Origin of the sequence: Pseudomonas sp. LFS044 (assembly GCF_047978245.1) — a bacterium.
GTDB lineage: Bacteria > Pseudomonadota > Gammaproteobacteria > Pseudomonadales > Pseudomonadaceae > Aquipseudomonas.
The window spans coordinates 217,493-232,278 of sequence record NZ_JBFPFX010000006.1; the positions used below are offsets into that span (position 1 = coordinate 217,493).

Consider the following 14,786-nt stretch of genomic DNA (forward strand, 5'->3'; position numbering starts at 1 on the left):
GCGCGTCACGCTCCTGCCGTGTTGGCAAGGGCCGTGCGCGCTTGTTCAGCGGCCTGGTCCGATGTGTCCAGGGTGTGCTGTTTAGCCAGTTGTAGATCCATGTATTCGTATGCAATCCGTATCGCCTGGTCGGTGTCGAATGCATCTCCCGACAGGGCGCCACGCAGCCACAAGCCGTCGATCAGGGCCGCCAGGCCGCGGGCGGCCTTGCGCGCATGGTATAGCGGCAGGACGCGGCGGAACTGGCAGCACAGGTTGGAGTAAAGGCGGTGATCGTTGATCCGCTGCAACCTGTGCAAATCGGGCTGGTGCATGCTGGAAGCCCAGAAGGCCAACCAGGTTTTCATTGCCGGGCCGTTCACCTGGCTGGCATCGAAGTTACCTTCGATGATCACCTTCAGGTGGGCGCGCGGGCTGTCGTCCGTCAGGGCCTGGCGACGTGCTCTAACGCCTTCGTTGAGCATGTTCATGATGTAACCCATCGTCGCTGCGATCAGGCCGTTCTTGTCCCGAAAGTAGTGACTGATGATGCCGTTCGACACGCCGGCCAAACGGGCAATGAGCGCAATGCTGGCATCTCCCAGCCCCACCTGATCGACCGCTAGCAGGGTGGCTTCGATCAATTGCTGGCGGCGGATGGGTTGCATACCGACCTTGGGCATCTTGCATTCTCCTCAGGCCTGACAAGCAGACGACAAGCGGCTGACTCGGCGAAGGCCAGTCTATTTTGTTTTGATTGAACGTTCAATCAATAAAGAATAAGCTCTGCGACAATTTGTGCCATTGACAGTTTTTCAGGCTGCTTCGAGCGCACGGATTGACACCCCAGGAAATCGCGTAACCCCCGGAATACAAGGCGTTGACGGGCATGAGCGATGCGAAATGCAGATTCTGCCGAACGGTCATCGACCTGCGGCGGGCCCTTGGAGCGGGCGGGGTGCTCTGTGACGAATGCGCGCACCACGCTGTTGAGTGCGGCATTTATTGCAGACCACCTGTCTGTTTTTTTGCAACGTATCGATTCGGGATCACGGTTTCCAGGGTGCTTTTATAACACCTGACGCAGTGGGGGTATTCCACCAATTGCTCGGGAAAAGACTGATTAGCCTCCATAAGCCGTACTGCCCGGAGCATTCGTGCAATGAGTTCTGCCTCCCTAACCAAACCCCCCGCCGAGAGGGTACGGGTCAATCGCGTGGTGTTCTTCACCTCCGCGCTGATGATCCTCGTTCTGACTGCCTTGCTGATCGCTGTACCCGATACTGCCGGCCAAGTGCTGGGCGTAGCCCAGAAGTGGCTGACGCGCACCTTCGGCTGGTACTACATGCTGGTGATCTGCGGCTACCTGCTGTTTGTGGTTTTCCTGGCGTTCTCCGATTACGGCAAGCTCAAGCTTGGCGGCAAGGACGACCAGCCCGACTTCAGCTACGGGGCCTGGGCGGGCATGTTGTTCTCCTCTGGTATCGGTATCTCGCTGCTGTACTTCGGCGCCTCCGAGCCGCTGGACCACTACTTCAACCCACCTGAAGGCACGCCAGCCAGCCTCGAGGCCGCGCGCCAGGGCCTGCAGCTGACCTTCCTGCACTGGGGCCTGCACGGCTGGGCGATCTACGCCCTGGTCGGCCTGGCCGTGGGTTACTTCGCCTACCGCCACAATCAGCCGCTGGCACTGCGCTCGGCGCTGTACCCGCTGGTGGGTGAGCGCTGGGTCAAGGGTGCTGCCGGCAACGCGGTGGACATCTTCGGCATGTTCGTTACCCTGCTGGGCCTGGTAACCAACCTGGGTATCGGCTCGATGCAGGTGTCTTCGGGCCTGGAATACCTGTTCGGCATGGACCACAGCAAAACCAACCTGCTGGTAGTGATCCTGGTCATGGCCGGTGTGGCGACGGTGGCTGCGGTGTCGGGCGTGGAGAACGGCATTCGCCGCCTGTCCAACCTGAACATCATGCTGTTCAGCGGCCTGCTGATCTTCGTGCTGCTGGGCGGCGAAACCCTGCACTTGCTCAACGGCCTGGTGCAGAACGTCGGCGACTACCTCAATGGCATCGTGCTGAAGACCTTTGACCTGTACGTCTACGAAGGCGAAGCCGGCAAGTCCGAGCGCTGGCTTGGCCTGTGGACCGTGTTCTACTGGGCCTGGTGGATCTCCTGGGGCCCGTTCGTCGGTATGTTCATCGCGCGTATCTCCAAGGGCCGCACCGTGCGCCAGCTGGTCATGGGCGTGCTGCTGATCCCGCTGGGCTTCACCCTGGCCTGGCTGTCGATCTTCGGCAACACCGCGCTGGACCTGGTGATCAACCAGGGCGCTGTGGAGCTGGGCAAGACCGCCCTCGAACAGCCTTCGATGTCGATCTACCAACTGCTGGAATACTTCCCGGCTGCCAAGATCGTGATCGGTGTGGCGGTGTTCGTCGGCTTCGTGCTGTTCCTTACCCCGGCCGACTCCGGTGCGGTAATGATGGCCAACCTGTCGTGCAAAGGCGGCAAGGTGGACGAAGACGCGCCGCACTGGATGGTGGTGTTCTGGTCGGTGATCATCACCCTGGTTACCATCGGCCTGCTGTTCGCCGGTAACTTCGAAGCCATGCAGACCATGGTGGTACTGGCCGGCCTGCCGTTCTCGGTGGTGCTGGTGTTGTTCATGTTCGGGTTGTACAAGGCCATGAAGCAGGATGTGGCGGTCGAGCAGGAGCGCGCCGAGCTGGCCGCCCGTGGCCGCCGCGGCTTCAGCGAGCGCCTGAGCCAGCTGGACCTGCAGCCCACCCAGGCCGTGGTGCAGCGCTTCATGGACAAGCACGTCAGCCCGGCGTTGAAAGAAGCCGCTGCACAGCTGCAGGGCTTGGGCTTCGAAGTGGAAACCCGCTTTGGCCAATCGCGCAACCTGATGGGCTTGCGGGTGATGATGGAAGAGGGCAACCCGTTCGTCTACGAAGTGAGCCTTGACGGCTACACGGCCGCGCCCAGCGAAGCGCCGGTCGACGGTGAGCCTGAGCTACGCCAGCGCTTCTACCGCGCCGAGGTCTACCTGCACGACGGCAGTCAGGAGTACGACCTGATGGGCTTTGCCCCGGAGCAGATCGTGCGTGATGTGCTCGACCAGTTCGAGAGCCATCGCCAGGTGCTGGGGCGTGTGTATAGCTGACCGGCGTACTGGGGTCGCAGAGCGGCCCCGGCATTCTTGAGTGCACAGCATTATGCCCCCACAGCGGGGCTTTTTATTGCGCACTGATTTAGATACCCCCAGCCCCGGCAGGCACCTGCTCATCCTCATGGATCACCTCGTCCAAGGAGCTTGCCCATGCCTACACCTCTGCCCCCCTCGACCGGCTACCACGCGGCCGTGCGCATCGAGTTCGCCAACCGCCCCACGCTTCGTCAGGTGGCCGATAGACAACTGCTGGTCACGCTAACCGAGCATTTGCCGCTCCTCGCCAGCGCTGACCTGCCCTCAGCGGCATCACTGTTGCTGCAGGTCCCCAATGACAACGCTTCGATGCCGGTCCCCTACCTCAGCTGGACGCCCAGGCCTCTCCTCGACTGCGTGATGGAGGTGATGCAGCAAGGGCGGACCCTGGCCTCACTGGCCCCGCCGCAGGGTGAGTTCCAGCTCAGCGTCCAGGCGCCGTATACCCTGCGTGGCGCTGATGGCCAGGCCATGCCGTTCACCGCGCTGAGCCTCACGGCGACCCTGCCGGCGCTCGAGGCGTTGTTATTGGCATTGCCGGAGTACTTTTGCCAGGCACAAGTCGACTACTGGACCCAGCCGGGCAGCCTCGGCGTGCCGCGTGAACGCTGGCTGAGCCAGCTGATTCGCTCGGCGTTGCTCCACAACTTGCCGCTTCAAGCGCTGGACAGGCTGCAACAGGGTTGTCTGCTTGGCTTGCTGAGCGGCGGCGCGCAACAGCCATCGGTCGCTGCGGTGGAGGTTCGTCTCAGCTATGGCCGCCAGTCATTCTCGCTATTGCTGCCAGAGCTGTTGGTCGAGGGCGAGCTGGATGAAGGCAAAGCCATTCTCTGGTGCTCACCCTCCAGTGTCATCCAGGCATTCACGTCACTGGATGACTTCGCTACAGGACTCTGCAAGTCATTGGCGCAGCAATACGATTTTGACACGATGGATTGGAGCCGCTATGCGCTGGAGGGAGACTGTTTTGCACAGCAATGTACGTTGCTGCTGGAAAACATGTTCGATTCTGCCCGCCGCCTGCGCTACGTGACCTTCGCAGACGTGGCGGCCATGGAGCAGGCCTACGCTGCCACGGTCGAGCCCGCACAATGGTTCATCGAAGGCTATCAAGCGATCGACGACGTCGGGTTCGATTTGCCACCTGGGCTTACTGGGGCAGGGCCGGCGCACAGCTTTGCCTACCAGGCCGGAATGTTCGAATTGGCGCTGGCCCAGGCACAGTCGGGGGGCCGCGGAGCATTGGACGGCATTCTCGATCTGCACAGCTACGCCAGTCGGGAGCTGCGTGCGCAAATGCTGCTGGACTTCCCCGACGATGCCAATTACTTCTCCGACGACCTGAAACTGAAGCTCATCGTCGCCCGGGGCAACCCAGGGGGCGCCGGTGCCAGCGTGGGCGGTGGCCTGGTGGACCCACCTCGCTATATCAGCCTGACCGAGTTCGCCATCGGCAACCTGGTCTCGCTGCAGGGTGCGACCTTGCACTCCATAGAACATCGCCGTGGCCAGCTGATCATGGACTGGATGACGCCGGCCTATGTAAAGTCACTGGTCGAGCGGGTGGATATCGGCGCGCACTACCCCATGTATGTGGCCCGGCAACTGGATGACGCCGAGCGCCGTCCGCTGCGCGTCCGGCATTTTGCGCGTGAGTGGCGCTGCTCGCTATTGTTCAGTGCGCTATCGGCGAGCCTGGCCGGTACCTTGAGTGACGCCGCGCTGCAGTGCGTCACCGACTACTGTCGTGGGTTGCTGGATCCCAACCTGCCTGCCAGCGTGCTGATGCCCCTGGCGTTCAGTCGCGAGCCAGGCGCTAGCCAAGCGGATCAGGTAACGGGCATGTACGTCCTGTTTTGCACTGCGCCTTCTACCGTGCTGCTTTACCGCCCGCTCTATGGCAAAGCGGCGCTCAGTGAATTCGCCAGCCTGACGCAGATGATGGAGGCCATCCGCACGCCGGGCATGTTGCAGGACAGTATTCTGGCCTGGTTACCCGACCGCGCACGGGCCGTGTACGACAACGGCGGTTTTATCGAGCCCCACCTGCAGCGTCCGATCATCGACACGTCCGTGTTGCCGGAACCGGTACAGCCGCCTCGCTTCAAGGCCCAGTTCTGGCGGGTGGATGTCGATGCCTATCTATTCAAGGCCAATCGGGACCTGCTGATGGAGTTGGCTGACCGGCAGACGATCTCCAATGCTCAGAGCCGCTGGGCGATCCTGCTCGAAGGTGCCTGGTTGCTGTTCAATGTGGCAACCGTGTTGCTGCGCGGCCCGGTGGCTACGGTGGCGTGGCTGGTGCTGGCGTTCAAGGGGCTCAAGGACGATCTACCGGCGCTGCGCAGTGGTACTGATTTCGAGCGTTCGGCTGCAGTCGTCGACCTGCTGTTGAACGCCTCGATGGCGCTCATGCACCTGCGGCTGCCCACCCCCATCAGCCCCGCTAAGCCGCTTGCCGTCGTACGCCCGCAGCGGGTTGGGCTGCCCGCGGCCCGGGCGCTCAAAGACCTTTCCGCAGCGCAGGCCGTGCAGGGCAAGGTCGGCCTGCCAGGGGCGCTGGGCTCGCAGGTGCGCACACAGCTGGATTTCAGCTGGCGTGGCCTGCAGGGCTTCAACATGCTTGAACCAGAGCAACGCAAGGCGCTGAGCGACTTGCGCTCGCCGGCCTCGTTAAACGGTCTTCAGCCGCTTCAAGCAGGGCCGCACCGAGGGCTGTATGAAATAGCTGGGCGCTACTACGTGGGGCTGGCCGGGGATATTTACGAGGTAACGGCGGGCACCGACGGTGTTCGTGTGGTGGGGGGCGAGGGGCACAGCGGGCCATGGCTTGCGTTCGAGCATGGTCAGTGGCGCGTCGATGCCGCCTTGCGTTTGCGGGCCGGTATGCCCAAGACCCGGCGTGAGTTGCTGAGGGCGCAGAACGAGCAGCGGCTGGAGGCATTGCGCGCCGAGGAAGTACAGTGCGCCAGGCAGCACAATACCAAGGCCGAGTTGCTTAACAAGCACCGCGAGTTGTTGAAGGAGAAGGACAACCGGATCAAGGAGCTTGAGGCGAGCGAAGCACCTGACGAATTGACACGGCGGGAACTCGACCTGACCCGACGGCTGACAAAGCAGATCCGCCTCAAAGTTATTTATGAGCTCAAGGACGTGATCGACACCGACCTGGCGCACGACAATGTCATGGCCAAGCTCTACGGAATGCGGTTGGAGGATAAGCACTTTGTCACTGTCATGGTGGAACAACGCAGCACTATTCGCCAATACCTGATCGATAGCGTCTCCGCGTTTTACAACGAGTTGGCGAGCGTCATCAACAACGAAGGGCTCGATGACCTGGGCGAGCACATCAGCGTGCACCCTGAGGGCGAGACCGAAACAAGCCGGTACAAGCAGTTTCGCAGCACGCTGGAGACGGTGGTCAAGTGGGAAACCGACCTCGTCGAGATGTCCCAGGTCCTGGATCGGTTGGTAGAGCAAACCCTCAAGGATGATTCGATTCAATTCAAGAGCGAGCAGACCGGCGCGCGTATCAACAAGGACATCGAACTCAAGGAGATCATCGCCAAGCGGCGGTTGTCAGCGATCGACCTCGAGTTCCGGCTGCTCCAGGACCTCGGCGAACTCTGCCTGGACCGGCTTGCCGATGTCGATGAGAGCGTGTTGCGTGATTATCATGATTATCTGGTCGGCGACGGCCTGAGAAGCGCAGGCAACGCCCATGGCGACCTCCACGGCAGCTCTCTGACACTTCCACAGCGGATGGAAGTACTGACCGGAGTTCTGGAAGCGTACGAAGAAGCCTTCACCATGGCCAGCTACCTGCGTAGCGTGGGTGGGGCGGCCGTACGCGTCGAGCAATTGCAGGCGTATCAAAAGGTGCTCGCCGAGCTGAAGAACGCCGCAGAAAAAGACTTGGCACAGCTGGTGAGGGAGAAAGAGCTGGAGGCCCCGCAGCTTTCCAAACCTTCGGTCTTTGCGCCCAGGGGCGGGCGGCGGCATCTGGTGCGCACCAGCAGGGGGCGCAGCGTGTTGGCGGAAGAAGTCGATGTCGACGGTGTTGCTGTCGTGCAGCAGCGGGACTTTCGCACCCAGCATGTGCTCAAGACGTTTCGTCAGCAAGGCCAGGAATGGGTAGAGGACGCTACACGGGCCGCTGAACAGGCCGGCTCACCCTCGTCGCCCCGAGAGCCAGCGGTCAGTCCCGCCCGTGCCCGCGCCTTGATTACCCAGGCGGATTCGGTGATCTCGCTGGCCCGCAGTTATGTCAAGGACAACGAGCCACTCAACCTGTCGACGGTCATCGACGGGCATGTCCAGAAACTTGAGCAGGTCAAGGCGACGCTCAAGGCAGCGGGTTCGGACAAGGAGTTGCTCGATGATCTACAACATGCCATCTCTCACCTGCAAGCAGTCGAGCGTGACTTGCTGACCAGTCTCTACCTGTCGACCAACCGCCCCAATGCCAACAGCCTGCGCTATCTGGTCAAGGAGAACAAAGTGAGCATTCACCGGGCTGGTCCGCGCAAGGCACTGGCCGGGGGCGACTACCTCGATATCTACGAAGTGCGGCGGCTGCCGCGTGAGGGCCAGGCAACCGGCGAGGGATTGTGGGAGGTGCATTTCCACTATCCGGCTGCCACAACACCTGTCAGCGAGTTCAGCCGGGGGCATCTGAAGCTCTGGTCGCAGCGCAAACTAGGGCGACAGGCGCAAATGCGCGCTGCCACTTCGGGCCGGGAGTTACTGGATATCTACCGTGCCGAATTGCGCTTGCGCGACATCGAAGGCGTCATTGAACTGAGCTGATCCGTCAGCGATTGCTGTAGCGGCCATGCCGGCCATGGGCCGGCATGGCTTGATTGGAACGCTCGCCGATCATCTGCTGCAGCGTGATCAACTCAATGCCCTGGCTTCGCAGGCGGGGCATTTCCCGTTCCAGCACGGCCAGCGTCTGTGGATAAGGATGGCCGATCAGCACGGCCGAACCCTGCCGTCGAGCCAGTGCCACGCCTTCCTGTAACTGAGCGGTGATGGCCTCGGTGGTACGCACATCGTCGAGAAACACATCGCGCGATACATTCGCCAGGCCGATGCGTTGGGCCTCGGCTGCGGCGACCGTGGCCGCACTGGTACGGCTGTCGACAAAGAACAGATGACGTTGCTGCAGCTCGCCCATCAGCCAGGCCATGGGCTGGCGTTGCGCGGTCATGCGGCTGCCCATGTGGTTGTTGATGCCGGCGGCGTAGGGCACCTTGGCCAGCGCAGCGTCGAGCCGCCTGGCCAGCTCCGTCAGCGCAACCTCCGGGTGCCAGGCATACGGGCCGGTGGCCGGGTCCATGGGCATGTGCAGGATCACCGTCTTGCCGGCCTTGTGCGCCTGGCGCGCGAAAGCAGTGGCGTGCGGCGTGTCGGGCATGACCGCCATCGTCACCGGGCCGGGCAAGGCGAGGGTGCGGGTGTCACGCTCGCTGCTCTGGCCCAGGTCGTCGATGATGATGCTCATGTAGGCCTTGTTGGCCGGCGCCGCTTGGGCAGCACCGGCCAACAGGCAGACCAGCAGGCACAGCAGATAACGCATGGGGTGGGTCATTTGCCCGAGGTGATGTTCAAGCCCTTGAGCAGGCTCAGGGCCTGGCTCAGCTGGAAGTCATCGTCCTGTGGGCGTTCCTTGCGCTTGCTGCTGCCGGTCGGGCGGTCGGCGCCGCCGTTGCCGTTGCCCAGGTGGCCCTGCAGGTCGGCTTCCTTGAAGTTGTCGGTGTCAATTTCGGCCGTGAGTTTGGCCGGGCGCACTTCGATGTCCGGCACGATGCCCTGGGCCTGGATCGAACGGCCGTTGGGGGTGTAATACAGCGCGGTGGTGAGCTTCAGGGCGCGGTCGTTGGCCAGTGGCAGCACGGTCTGCACCGAGCCTTTGCCGAAGCTGTCGGTGCCCATCAGCACGGCGCGTTTCTGGTCCTGCAGGGCGCCGGCGACGATTTCCGAAGCCGAAGCACTGCCACCGTTGATCAGCACCACCAGTGGCACGCCTTCGCTGGCGTCGGCCGGGTCGGCCGAGAAGCGCAGCTCGGAGTTGGCGATACGGCCCTTGGTGTAGACGATCAGGCCTTTGGTCAGGAAGTGGTCGGCCACTTCCACCGCCGACTGCAGCACGCCGCCGGGGTTGTTGCGCAGGTCCAGGACCACGCCGCGCAGTTTTTTGCCGTTGTCCTTGCGCAACTTGGCCAGGGCCTTGCCCACTTCTTCGCCGGTTTTCACCTGGAACTGGGTGATGCGGATGTAGCCGTAGTCGTTTTCCAGCAGCTGGCTCTTCACGCTCTTGACCTGGATTACCGCACGGGCAAGGGTCACGTCGAACGGGTTGCCGCCGTCACGCACCAGGGTCAGGGTGATTTTTTCGCCGATCTTGCCGCGCATCTTGTCCACGGCTTCGGTCATGGTCTGACCACGAGTAGGGGCGCCGTTGATCTTCACGATGAGGTCGCCTGCCTGCACGCCGGCACGCGAGGCCGGGGTGTCGTCAATGGGCGAGACCACCTTGATGAAGCCGTCTTCCTGGCCCACTTCGATGCCCAGGCCGCCGAATTCGCCGCTGGTGCTTTCCTGCAGCTCCTGGAAGTCCTCGGGGCCAAGGTAGGCCGAGTGCGGGTCCAGGTTGCTGAGCATGCCTTTGATGGCGTTTTCGAGCAGGGTCTTGTCGTCAACCGGTTCGACATAGGCCGCCTTGATGCGGTCCATCACCTCGGCGAAGGTGCGCAGCTCTTCGAGCGGCAGCGGCGCCTTGGCGGTCACCTCGGTGGCCGGCACCGCGGCTGGCTTGGCGGCCTTGGCGGGCGCCGGTTCGGCAGCGAGGGCCAAGGGCGCGCCGACCGCCAGGGCGATGGTCAGGGCCAGCTGGGTGAGACGAGGCGAGTGCAGCATGTCGAACGAACTCCTGATCCTGTAGGCGCTCCCGGGGGAGCATCGGTGCAGCGCCGGGCGCTACGCCGTAAAAAGTGAACTAACCTCGGCACCACTGCGACGGGTCGGTAGGCCGGCCCTGCTGGCGGATGGCGAAATACAAACCTGCGGCATCCTGGCCGCCGCTGTCGCCAACGGTGGAAATGGCCTCGCCGGCCTTGACGATGTCCCCGGCGCTCTTGAGCAGGCTCTGGTTGTGGCCGTAGAGGCTCAGGTAACCATTACCATGGTCGAGAATGACCAGAAGTCCAGCACCGCGCAACCAGTCGGCGAACACCACGCGCCCGCCGTGTACGGCGCGTACCTGGGTGCCGGGGTTGGCGCTGATCATCACCCCGTCCCACTTGGCGCGGGCATCGCTGCCACGGGCATCGCCGAAGCGTGCCAGCAATCGACCATTGACGGGCCAAGGAAGTTTTCCCCGTGCGGCAGAAAATGCACCGCCATAGCTCGCGCTGTCGCTGGAAACCAGCGGGCCAAGGGTGGTGCGGGCCTTTTTCGGCGGCTCGGTGATTGCTTCACGTTTGGCCAGGGCTTCCTGCTGGCGGCGCTTCTCGGCCTCCTGCTGGGCGAGCAGGGCCTTCTGGCGCGCTTCCTCGGCTTCGCGGGCCTGGCGGGCCAGGGTTTCCTCGATGGTCTTGAGCACCTTGGCCAGGTCTGCCTGGTCCTGCTCGCGGGCCTGCAGCTTTTGGTCGCGGTCTTTCATGTCGGTGTTGAGCTTGGCCAGCACCTGCTGGCGCTTGCCGCGCTCGGCTTCGAGGGCCTGGCGGCGGCTGTCGAGGTCGGCGCGCTGGGCCAGCAACTGTTCCTGCTGGCGGGAGATGTCCTGTTCGACATTGGCCAGCTGGCGCAAGGTCTCGTTGAAGGCGCGCAGTTGCTCCATGCGGGCCTTGCTCAGGTAGTCGTAGTAACTCAGCGTGCGGGCAAATTTCTCGGGGTTCTGCTGATTGAGCAGCAGCTTGAGGTATTCCTCGCGACCGTTGTTCTGGTAGGCCGACCGCGCCTGGATGGCGATCAGGCGCTGTTGTTCAACGCGGGAGCTCTGGAGTTTTTTTTTCTCGGTATCAAGGCGCTCCAGATCGCCCTCGGTCTTTTTTAGTTCTTGTTGCAGGGCCTCCACCTGCTTTTCGAGGTTGCCGATGTCGGTCTCGGTGGCTTTGAGGTCTTTCTGCACGCCGGCCTTTTCTTCCTGGAGCTTGCCCAGCTTCTTCTTGAGCTCGGCGATGTCCTGGCGGGTGGCGTCCAGTTGTTGCTGGGTCTGCACGCGCTCGTCGGCGAAAGCCGGGCTGAGCAGGCAAGACAGGGCTAGGAGGATCAGGGCGCGAAGCATGAGGTTGGGCGTACCAAGGATGGAGACTGGCCTAGTATGCCCGCCTGTGCCTGCAAAAAAAACGCCTCGCTGCGGGTGCAGAGGGGCGTTGGTCCGGAATTCATGTGCAATTGGGGCCGCTTCGCGGCCCATTCGCGGGGCAAGCCCGCTCCCACAGAAGTTGCGTCAACTTCTAGAAATGTCAGACGGTTGCCCCAAAAAAGCTGCGCTAGCCCCTGTGGGAGCCGGCTTGCCGGCGAAAGGGCCGCAAAGCGGCCCCTGGTTTCAGGCGTCTACCAGAATCGAAGTACCCGTCATTTCGGCAGGCTTTTCCAGCCCCAGCAGCTTGAGCATGGTCGGTGCCACGTCGGCCAGCACGCCGCCCTCGCGGACCTTGACCGGGCGCTTGCCCACATAGATGAACGGCACGGGCTCGGTGGTGTGAGCGGTGTGCGCCTGGCCGGTGCAGGCGTCTTCCATCTGCTCGACGTTGCCGTGGTCGGCGGTGATCAGCGCTTCGCCGTCTACCTTCTCCAGCGCTTCGACAATGCGCCCGACACAGGTATCCAGCGCTTCGACCGCTTTCACCGCCGCTTCGAACACGCCGGTGTGGCCGACCATGTCGCCGTTGGCGTAGTTGACGATGATCACGTCGTAGCGCTGCTGCTCGATGGCCTCGACGATACGGTCGGTAACCTCGGGTGCATTCATTTCCGGTTGCAGGTCATAGGTGGCGACCTTAGGCGACGGGATCAGAATGCGCTCTTCGCCTTCGAACGGCTCCTCGCGGCCTCCGGAGAAGAAGAACGTGACGTGCGCGTACTTCTCGGTCTCGGCGATGCGCAGCTGGGTCTTGCCGTTCTTGGACAGGTACTCGCCCAACACGTTGTCCAGGCTGGAAGGCGCGAAGGCTGCTGGTGCCGGGATTTTCGCCGAGTATTGGGTCAGGCCGATATAGGCGGCCATCTTCGGCAGCCGCGCCCGGGGGAATTCGTTGAAGTCCGGCTCCACGAATGCACGCGACAGTTCGCGGGCACGGTCGGCGCGGAAGTTCATGAAGATCACCGCGTCGCCGTCTTCGACCTTTACGGCCTCGCCAATGCGCGTGGCTTTGACGAACTCGTCGCTTTCGTCACGGGCGTAGGCCGCTTCCAGGCCGGCCTGGGCGGTGTCGGCGGTGTACTCGGCGGCGCTGTCGACGATCAGGTTGTAGGCGGCGCTGACACGGTCCCAACGGTTGTCGCGGTCCATGGCGAAGTAGCGGCCGATAAGGCTGGCGATGCGGCCCTTGCCCAGCTTGGCGAAGGTGGCGTCGATCAGTTCGATGGACGACTGTGCGCTGCGTGGCGGGGTATCGCGGCCGTCAAGGAAGGCGTGCAGGTAGATCTTTTCTGCACCGCGCTGCGCAGCCAGTTCGGCCATTGCAACCAGGTGGTCCTGGTGGCTGTGCACGCCGCCATCGGACAGCAGGCCGAGGATGTGCACGGCCTTCCCGGCACCGGCGGCCTTGTCCACTGCGCCGGTCAGCACCGGGTTGCTGAAGAAGTCGCCATCGCGGATGGCCTTGGTGACGCGTGTGAAGTCCTGGTAGACGACACGGCCCGCCCCCAGGTTCATGTGACCGACCTCGGAGTTGCCCATCTGCCCGTCCGGCAGGCCGACATCCATCCCTGAGCCAGAGATCAAGCCATGTGGCTGGGTAGCGCGCAGGCGATCATAGACCGGTGTGTTGGCGGCATAGATGGCGTTGTATTCGGGGCTTTCGCTGTGGCCGAATCCATCCAGGATGATCAGGACCAGGGGTTTGGGCGTGCTCGTCATCAATCAAACTCACGGTTGTTCAAAGATGATAAAGACACGCATTTTAGGGCAAATGCGCCATCCGCGGCGAATATTCGTCCTGTTCCCTGACCAGCGCGGCCCTCGCGGCAACATGAAGGTAGCTTTCCGGCCCGCCCGTCGGGCTTTGGTGGCACTGGGGGGCTGTGTATACTGGCCGGCATTTTCAATCGCCTGGAACACCGCTGATGGTTGCTCACCTGATTCAATTCGCGACAGATCACTACATCCTGGTTGCGATCTTCGTTGTTCTGCTGGTCCTGCTGCTTCTCAATGAAATCCGCCGCGGCGGCCAGAGCCTGAGCAATGGCCAGTTGACCGCCCTGGTCAACGCCGACAAGGGCCTAGTCGTCGACATACGCACGCCCAAGGAATACTCCGCCGGCCACATTGTCGGTGCGATCAACATTCCTCAAGACAAGCTGGTAGCCCGCATGAGCGAGCTGGACAAGCACAAGGAAAAGACCCTGATCGTCGTCGACGCAATGGGCCAGCAGTCCGGCACCCTGTGCCGCGAGCTGCTCAAGGCTGGCTACACCGCCGCCAAGCTGAGCGGTGGCGTTTCCAGCTGGAAAGCCGATAACCTGCCCCTGGTGAAGTGATATGAAGCCTGTCATCGTCTATTCCAGCGACTACTGCCCCTACTGCATGCGCGCCAAGTACCTGCTCGAGAGCAAGGGCGTGGCCTTCGAAGAAATCAAGGTCGACGGCAAACCGCAGTTGCGCGCCGAGATGAGCCAGAAGGCCGGCCGTACGTCGGTTCCGCAGATCTGGATCGGCAGCACCCATGTCGGTGGATGCGATGACCTCTACGCCCTGGAGCGCGCCGGCAAGCTCGACGCGCTGCTGGCGGCCTGATTTGCACTGCATTCAAAAACATTAGGATAAGGACCTGCCATGACAGACCAACAGACCAACGGCGCAGCCGCTGAAGACAACAGCCCTCAGTTCTCCATGCAGCGCATCTACGTGCGCGACCTGTCGTTCGAGGCCCCTAAAAGCCCGCAGATCTTCCGTCAGACCTGGGAGCCGAGCGTTGGCCTGGACCTGAACACCAAGCAGAAAGCCCTGGAAGGCGACTTCCATGAAGTGGTGCTGACCCTGTCGGTGACCGTCAAGAACGGTGACGAAGTGGCGTTCATCGCCGAAGTTCAGCAGGCCGGTATCTTCCTGATCAAGAACCTCGACGCGGCTTCGATGAGCCACACCTTGGGTGCGTTCTGCCCGAACATCCTGTTCCCGTACGCTCGCGAGACCTTGGACAGCCTGGTGACCCGTGGTTCGTTCCCGGCCCTGATGCTGTCGCCGGTCAACTTCGACGCCCTGTACGCGCAAGAAATGCAGCGCATGCAGGAAGCCGGCGAAGCGCCGACCGTGCAGTAATCGCTGCCGGTATCAATAAAGCGCCTCTCGGGGCGCTTTTTTGTTGCCTGCTCCGGCCTCATCGCCGGCAAGCCGGCTCCCACATTGAACTGTGTACGCCAAACC

General features: G+C 62.5%; 10 protein-coding genes. 5 read left to right on the forward strand and 5 right to left on the reverse strand.

Translation table 11 applies throughout. The annotated features are described in order from the left end of the window. Positions 1 to 5: 5 nt before the first annotated feature. The gene (gene betI / locus ACNQPL_RS07420; protein ID WP_346614121.1) at positions 6 to 662 is read right to left on the reverse strand and encodes a transcriptional regulator BetI; all 657 of its coding nucleotides are present in this window, start codon (positions 660 to 662) and stop codon (positions 6 to 8) included. 479 nt (positions 663 to 1,141) lie between these two features. Here betI and ACNQPL_RS07425 point away from each other — a divergent pair, with 479 nt between their 5' ends. Both ACNQPL_RS07425 and ACNQPL_RS07430 read left to right on the forward strand, forming a co-directional pair. After that, positions 1,142 to 3,145: a BCCT family transporter gene (locus ACNQPL_RS07425; protein WP_416466326.1), complete on the forward strand. Its 2,004-nt coding sequence runs from the start codon at positions 1,142 to 1,144 to the stop codon at positions 3,143 to 3,145. Positions 3,146 to 3,658: 513 nt separating this feature from the next. Then, positions 3,659 to 7,999 (forward strand): dermonecrotic toxin domain-containing protein, encoded by a 4,341-nt coding sequence (locus tag ACNQPL_RS07430; protein ID WP_416466327.1) that lies wholly within the window; start codon positions 3,659 to 3,661, stop codon positions 7,997 to 7,999. 4 nt (positions 8,000 to 8,003) lie between these two features. Here the strand turns inward: ACNQPL_RS07430 and ACNQPL_RS07435 are convergent, their stop codons facing one another. The 4 genes from ACNQPL_RS07435 to gpmI all read right to left on the reverse strand — a co-directional run bounded on the left by ACNQPL_RS07435 (position 8,004) and on the right by gpmI (position 13,280). Continuing rightward, positions 8,004 to 8,771 (reverse strand): divergent polysaccharide deacetylase family protein, encoded by a 768-nt coding sequence (locus ACNQPL_RS07435; RefSeq protein ID WP_416466328.1) that lies wholly within the window; start codon positions 8,769 to 8,771, stop codon positions 8,004 to 8,006. A gap of 8 nt (positions 8,772 to 8,779) precedes the next feature. Further along, positions 8,780 to 10,111: a S41 family peptidase gene (locus tag ACNQPL_RS07440; protein ID WP_346614118.1), complete on the reverse strand. Its 1,332-nt coding sequence runs from the start codon at positions 10,109 to 10,111 to the stop codon at positions 8,780 to 8,782. A 79-nt stretch (positions 10,112 to 10,190) separates the two neighbouring features. Further along, the gene (locus ACNQPL_RS07445; RefSeq protein ID WP_416466330.1) at positions 10,191 to 11,480 is read right to left on the reverse strand and encodes a peptidoglycan DD-metalloendopeptidase family protein; all 1,290 of its coding nucleotides are present in this window, start codon (positions 11,478 to 11,480) and stop codon (positions 10,191 to 10,193) included. Between the two features lie 264 nt (positions 11,481 to 11,744). Continuing rightward, the gene (gene gpmI, locus ACNQPL_RS07450) at positions 11,745 to 13,280 is read right to left on the reverse strand and encodes a 2,3-bisphosphoglycerate-independent phosphoglycerate mutase (protein ID WP_416466331.1); all 1,536 of its coding nucleotides are present in this window, start codon (positions 13,278 to 13,280) and stop codon (positions 11,745 to 11,747) included. A gap of 206 nt (positions 13,281 to 13,486) precedes the next feature. Here gpmI and ACNQPL_RS07455 point away from each other — a divergent pair, with 206 nt between their 5' ends. Genes ACNQPL_RS07455 through secB form a run of 3 tightly spaced genes read left to right on the forward strand, consistent with a single transcriptional unit; the run spans position 13,487 to position 14,681 of the window. Then, positions 13,487 to 13,900, forward strand: a complete 414-nt coding sequence (locus ACNQPL_RS07455) for a rhodanese-like domain-containing protein (protein ID WP_346614115.1) — start codon at positions 13,487 to 13,489, stop codon at positions 13,898 to 13,900. A gap of 1 nt (position 13,901) precedes the next feature. Beyond that, entirely contained in the window at positions 13,902 to 14,156 is a 255-nt protein-coding gene (gene grxC, locus ACNQPL_RS07460; protein WP_110995319.1) for a glutaredoxin 3, read from the forward strand. A gap of 39 nt (positions 14,157 to 14,195) precedes the next feature. Continuing rightward, positions 14,196 to 14,681, forward strand: coding sequence for a protein-export chaperone SecB (gene secB, locus ACNQPL_RS07465; RefSeq protein WP_346614114.1), 486 nt, complete (start codon positions 14,196 to 14,198; stop codon positions 14,679 to 14,681). Positions 14,682 to 14,786: the final 105 nt, after the last annotated feature.

Coding starts and splice junctions, on each gene's coding strand:
- grxC (WP_110995319.1), top strand. CDS start 13,902: ATGAAGCCTGTCATCGTCTATTCCAGCGACTACTGCCCCTACTGCATG.
- ACNQPL_RS07430 (WP_416466327.1), top strand. CDS start 3,659: ATGCCGTTCACCGCGCTGAGCCTCACGGCGACCCTGCCGGCGCTCGAG.
- ACNQPL_RS07425 (WP_416466326.1), top strand. CDS start 1,142: ATGAGTTCTGCCTCCCTAACCAAACCCCCCGCCGAGAGGGTACGGGTC.
- ACNQPL_RS07455 (WP_346614115.1), top strand. CDS start 13,487: ATGGTTGCTCACCTGATTCAATTCGCGACAGATCACTACATCCTGGTT.
- ACNQPL_RS07440 (WP_346614118.1), bottom strand. CDS start 10,111: ATGCTGCACTCGCCTCGTCTCACCCAGCTGGCCCTGACCATCGCCCTG.
- betI (WP_346614121.1), bottom strand. CDS start 662: ATGCCCAAGGTCGGTATGCAACCCATCCGCCGCCAGCAATTGATCGAA.
- secB (WP_346614114.1), top strand. CDS start 14,196: ATGACAGACCAACAGACCAACGGCGCAGCCGCTGAAGACAACAGCCCT.
- gpmI (WP_416466331.1), bottom strand. CDS start 13,280: ATGACGAGCACGCCCAAACCCCTGGTCCTGATCATCCTGGATGGATTC.
- ACNQPL_RS07445 (WP_416466330.1), bottom strand. CDS start 11,480: ATGCTTCGCGCCCTGATCCTCCTAGCCCTGTCTTGCCTGCTCAGCCCG.
- ACNQPL_RS07435 (WP_416466328.1), bottom strand. CDS start 8,771: ATGCGTTATCTGCTGTGCCTGCTGGTCTGCCTGTTGGCCGGTGCTGCC.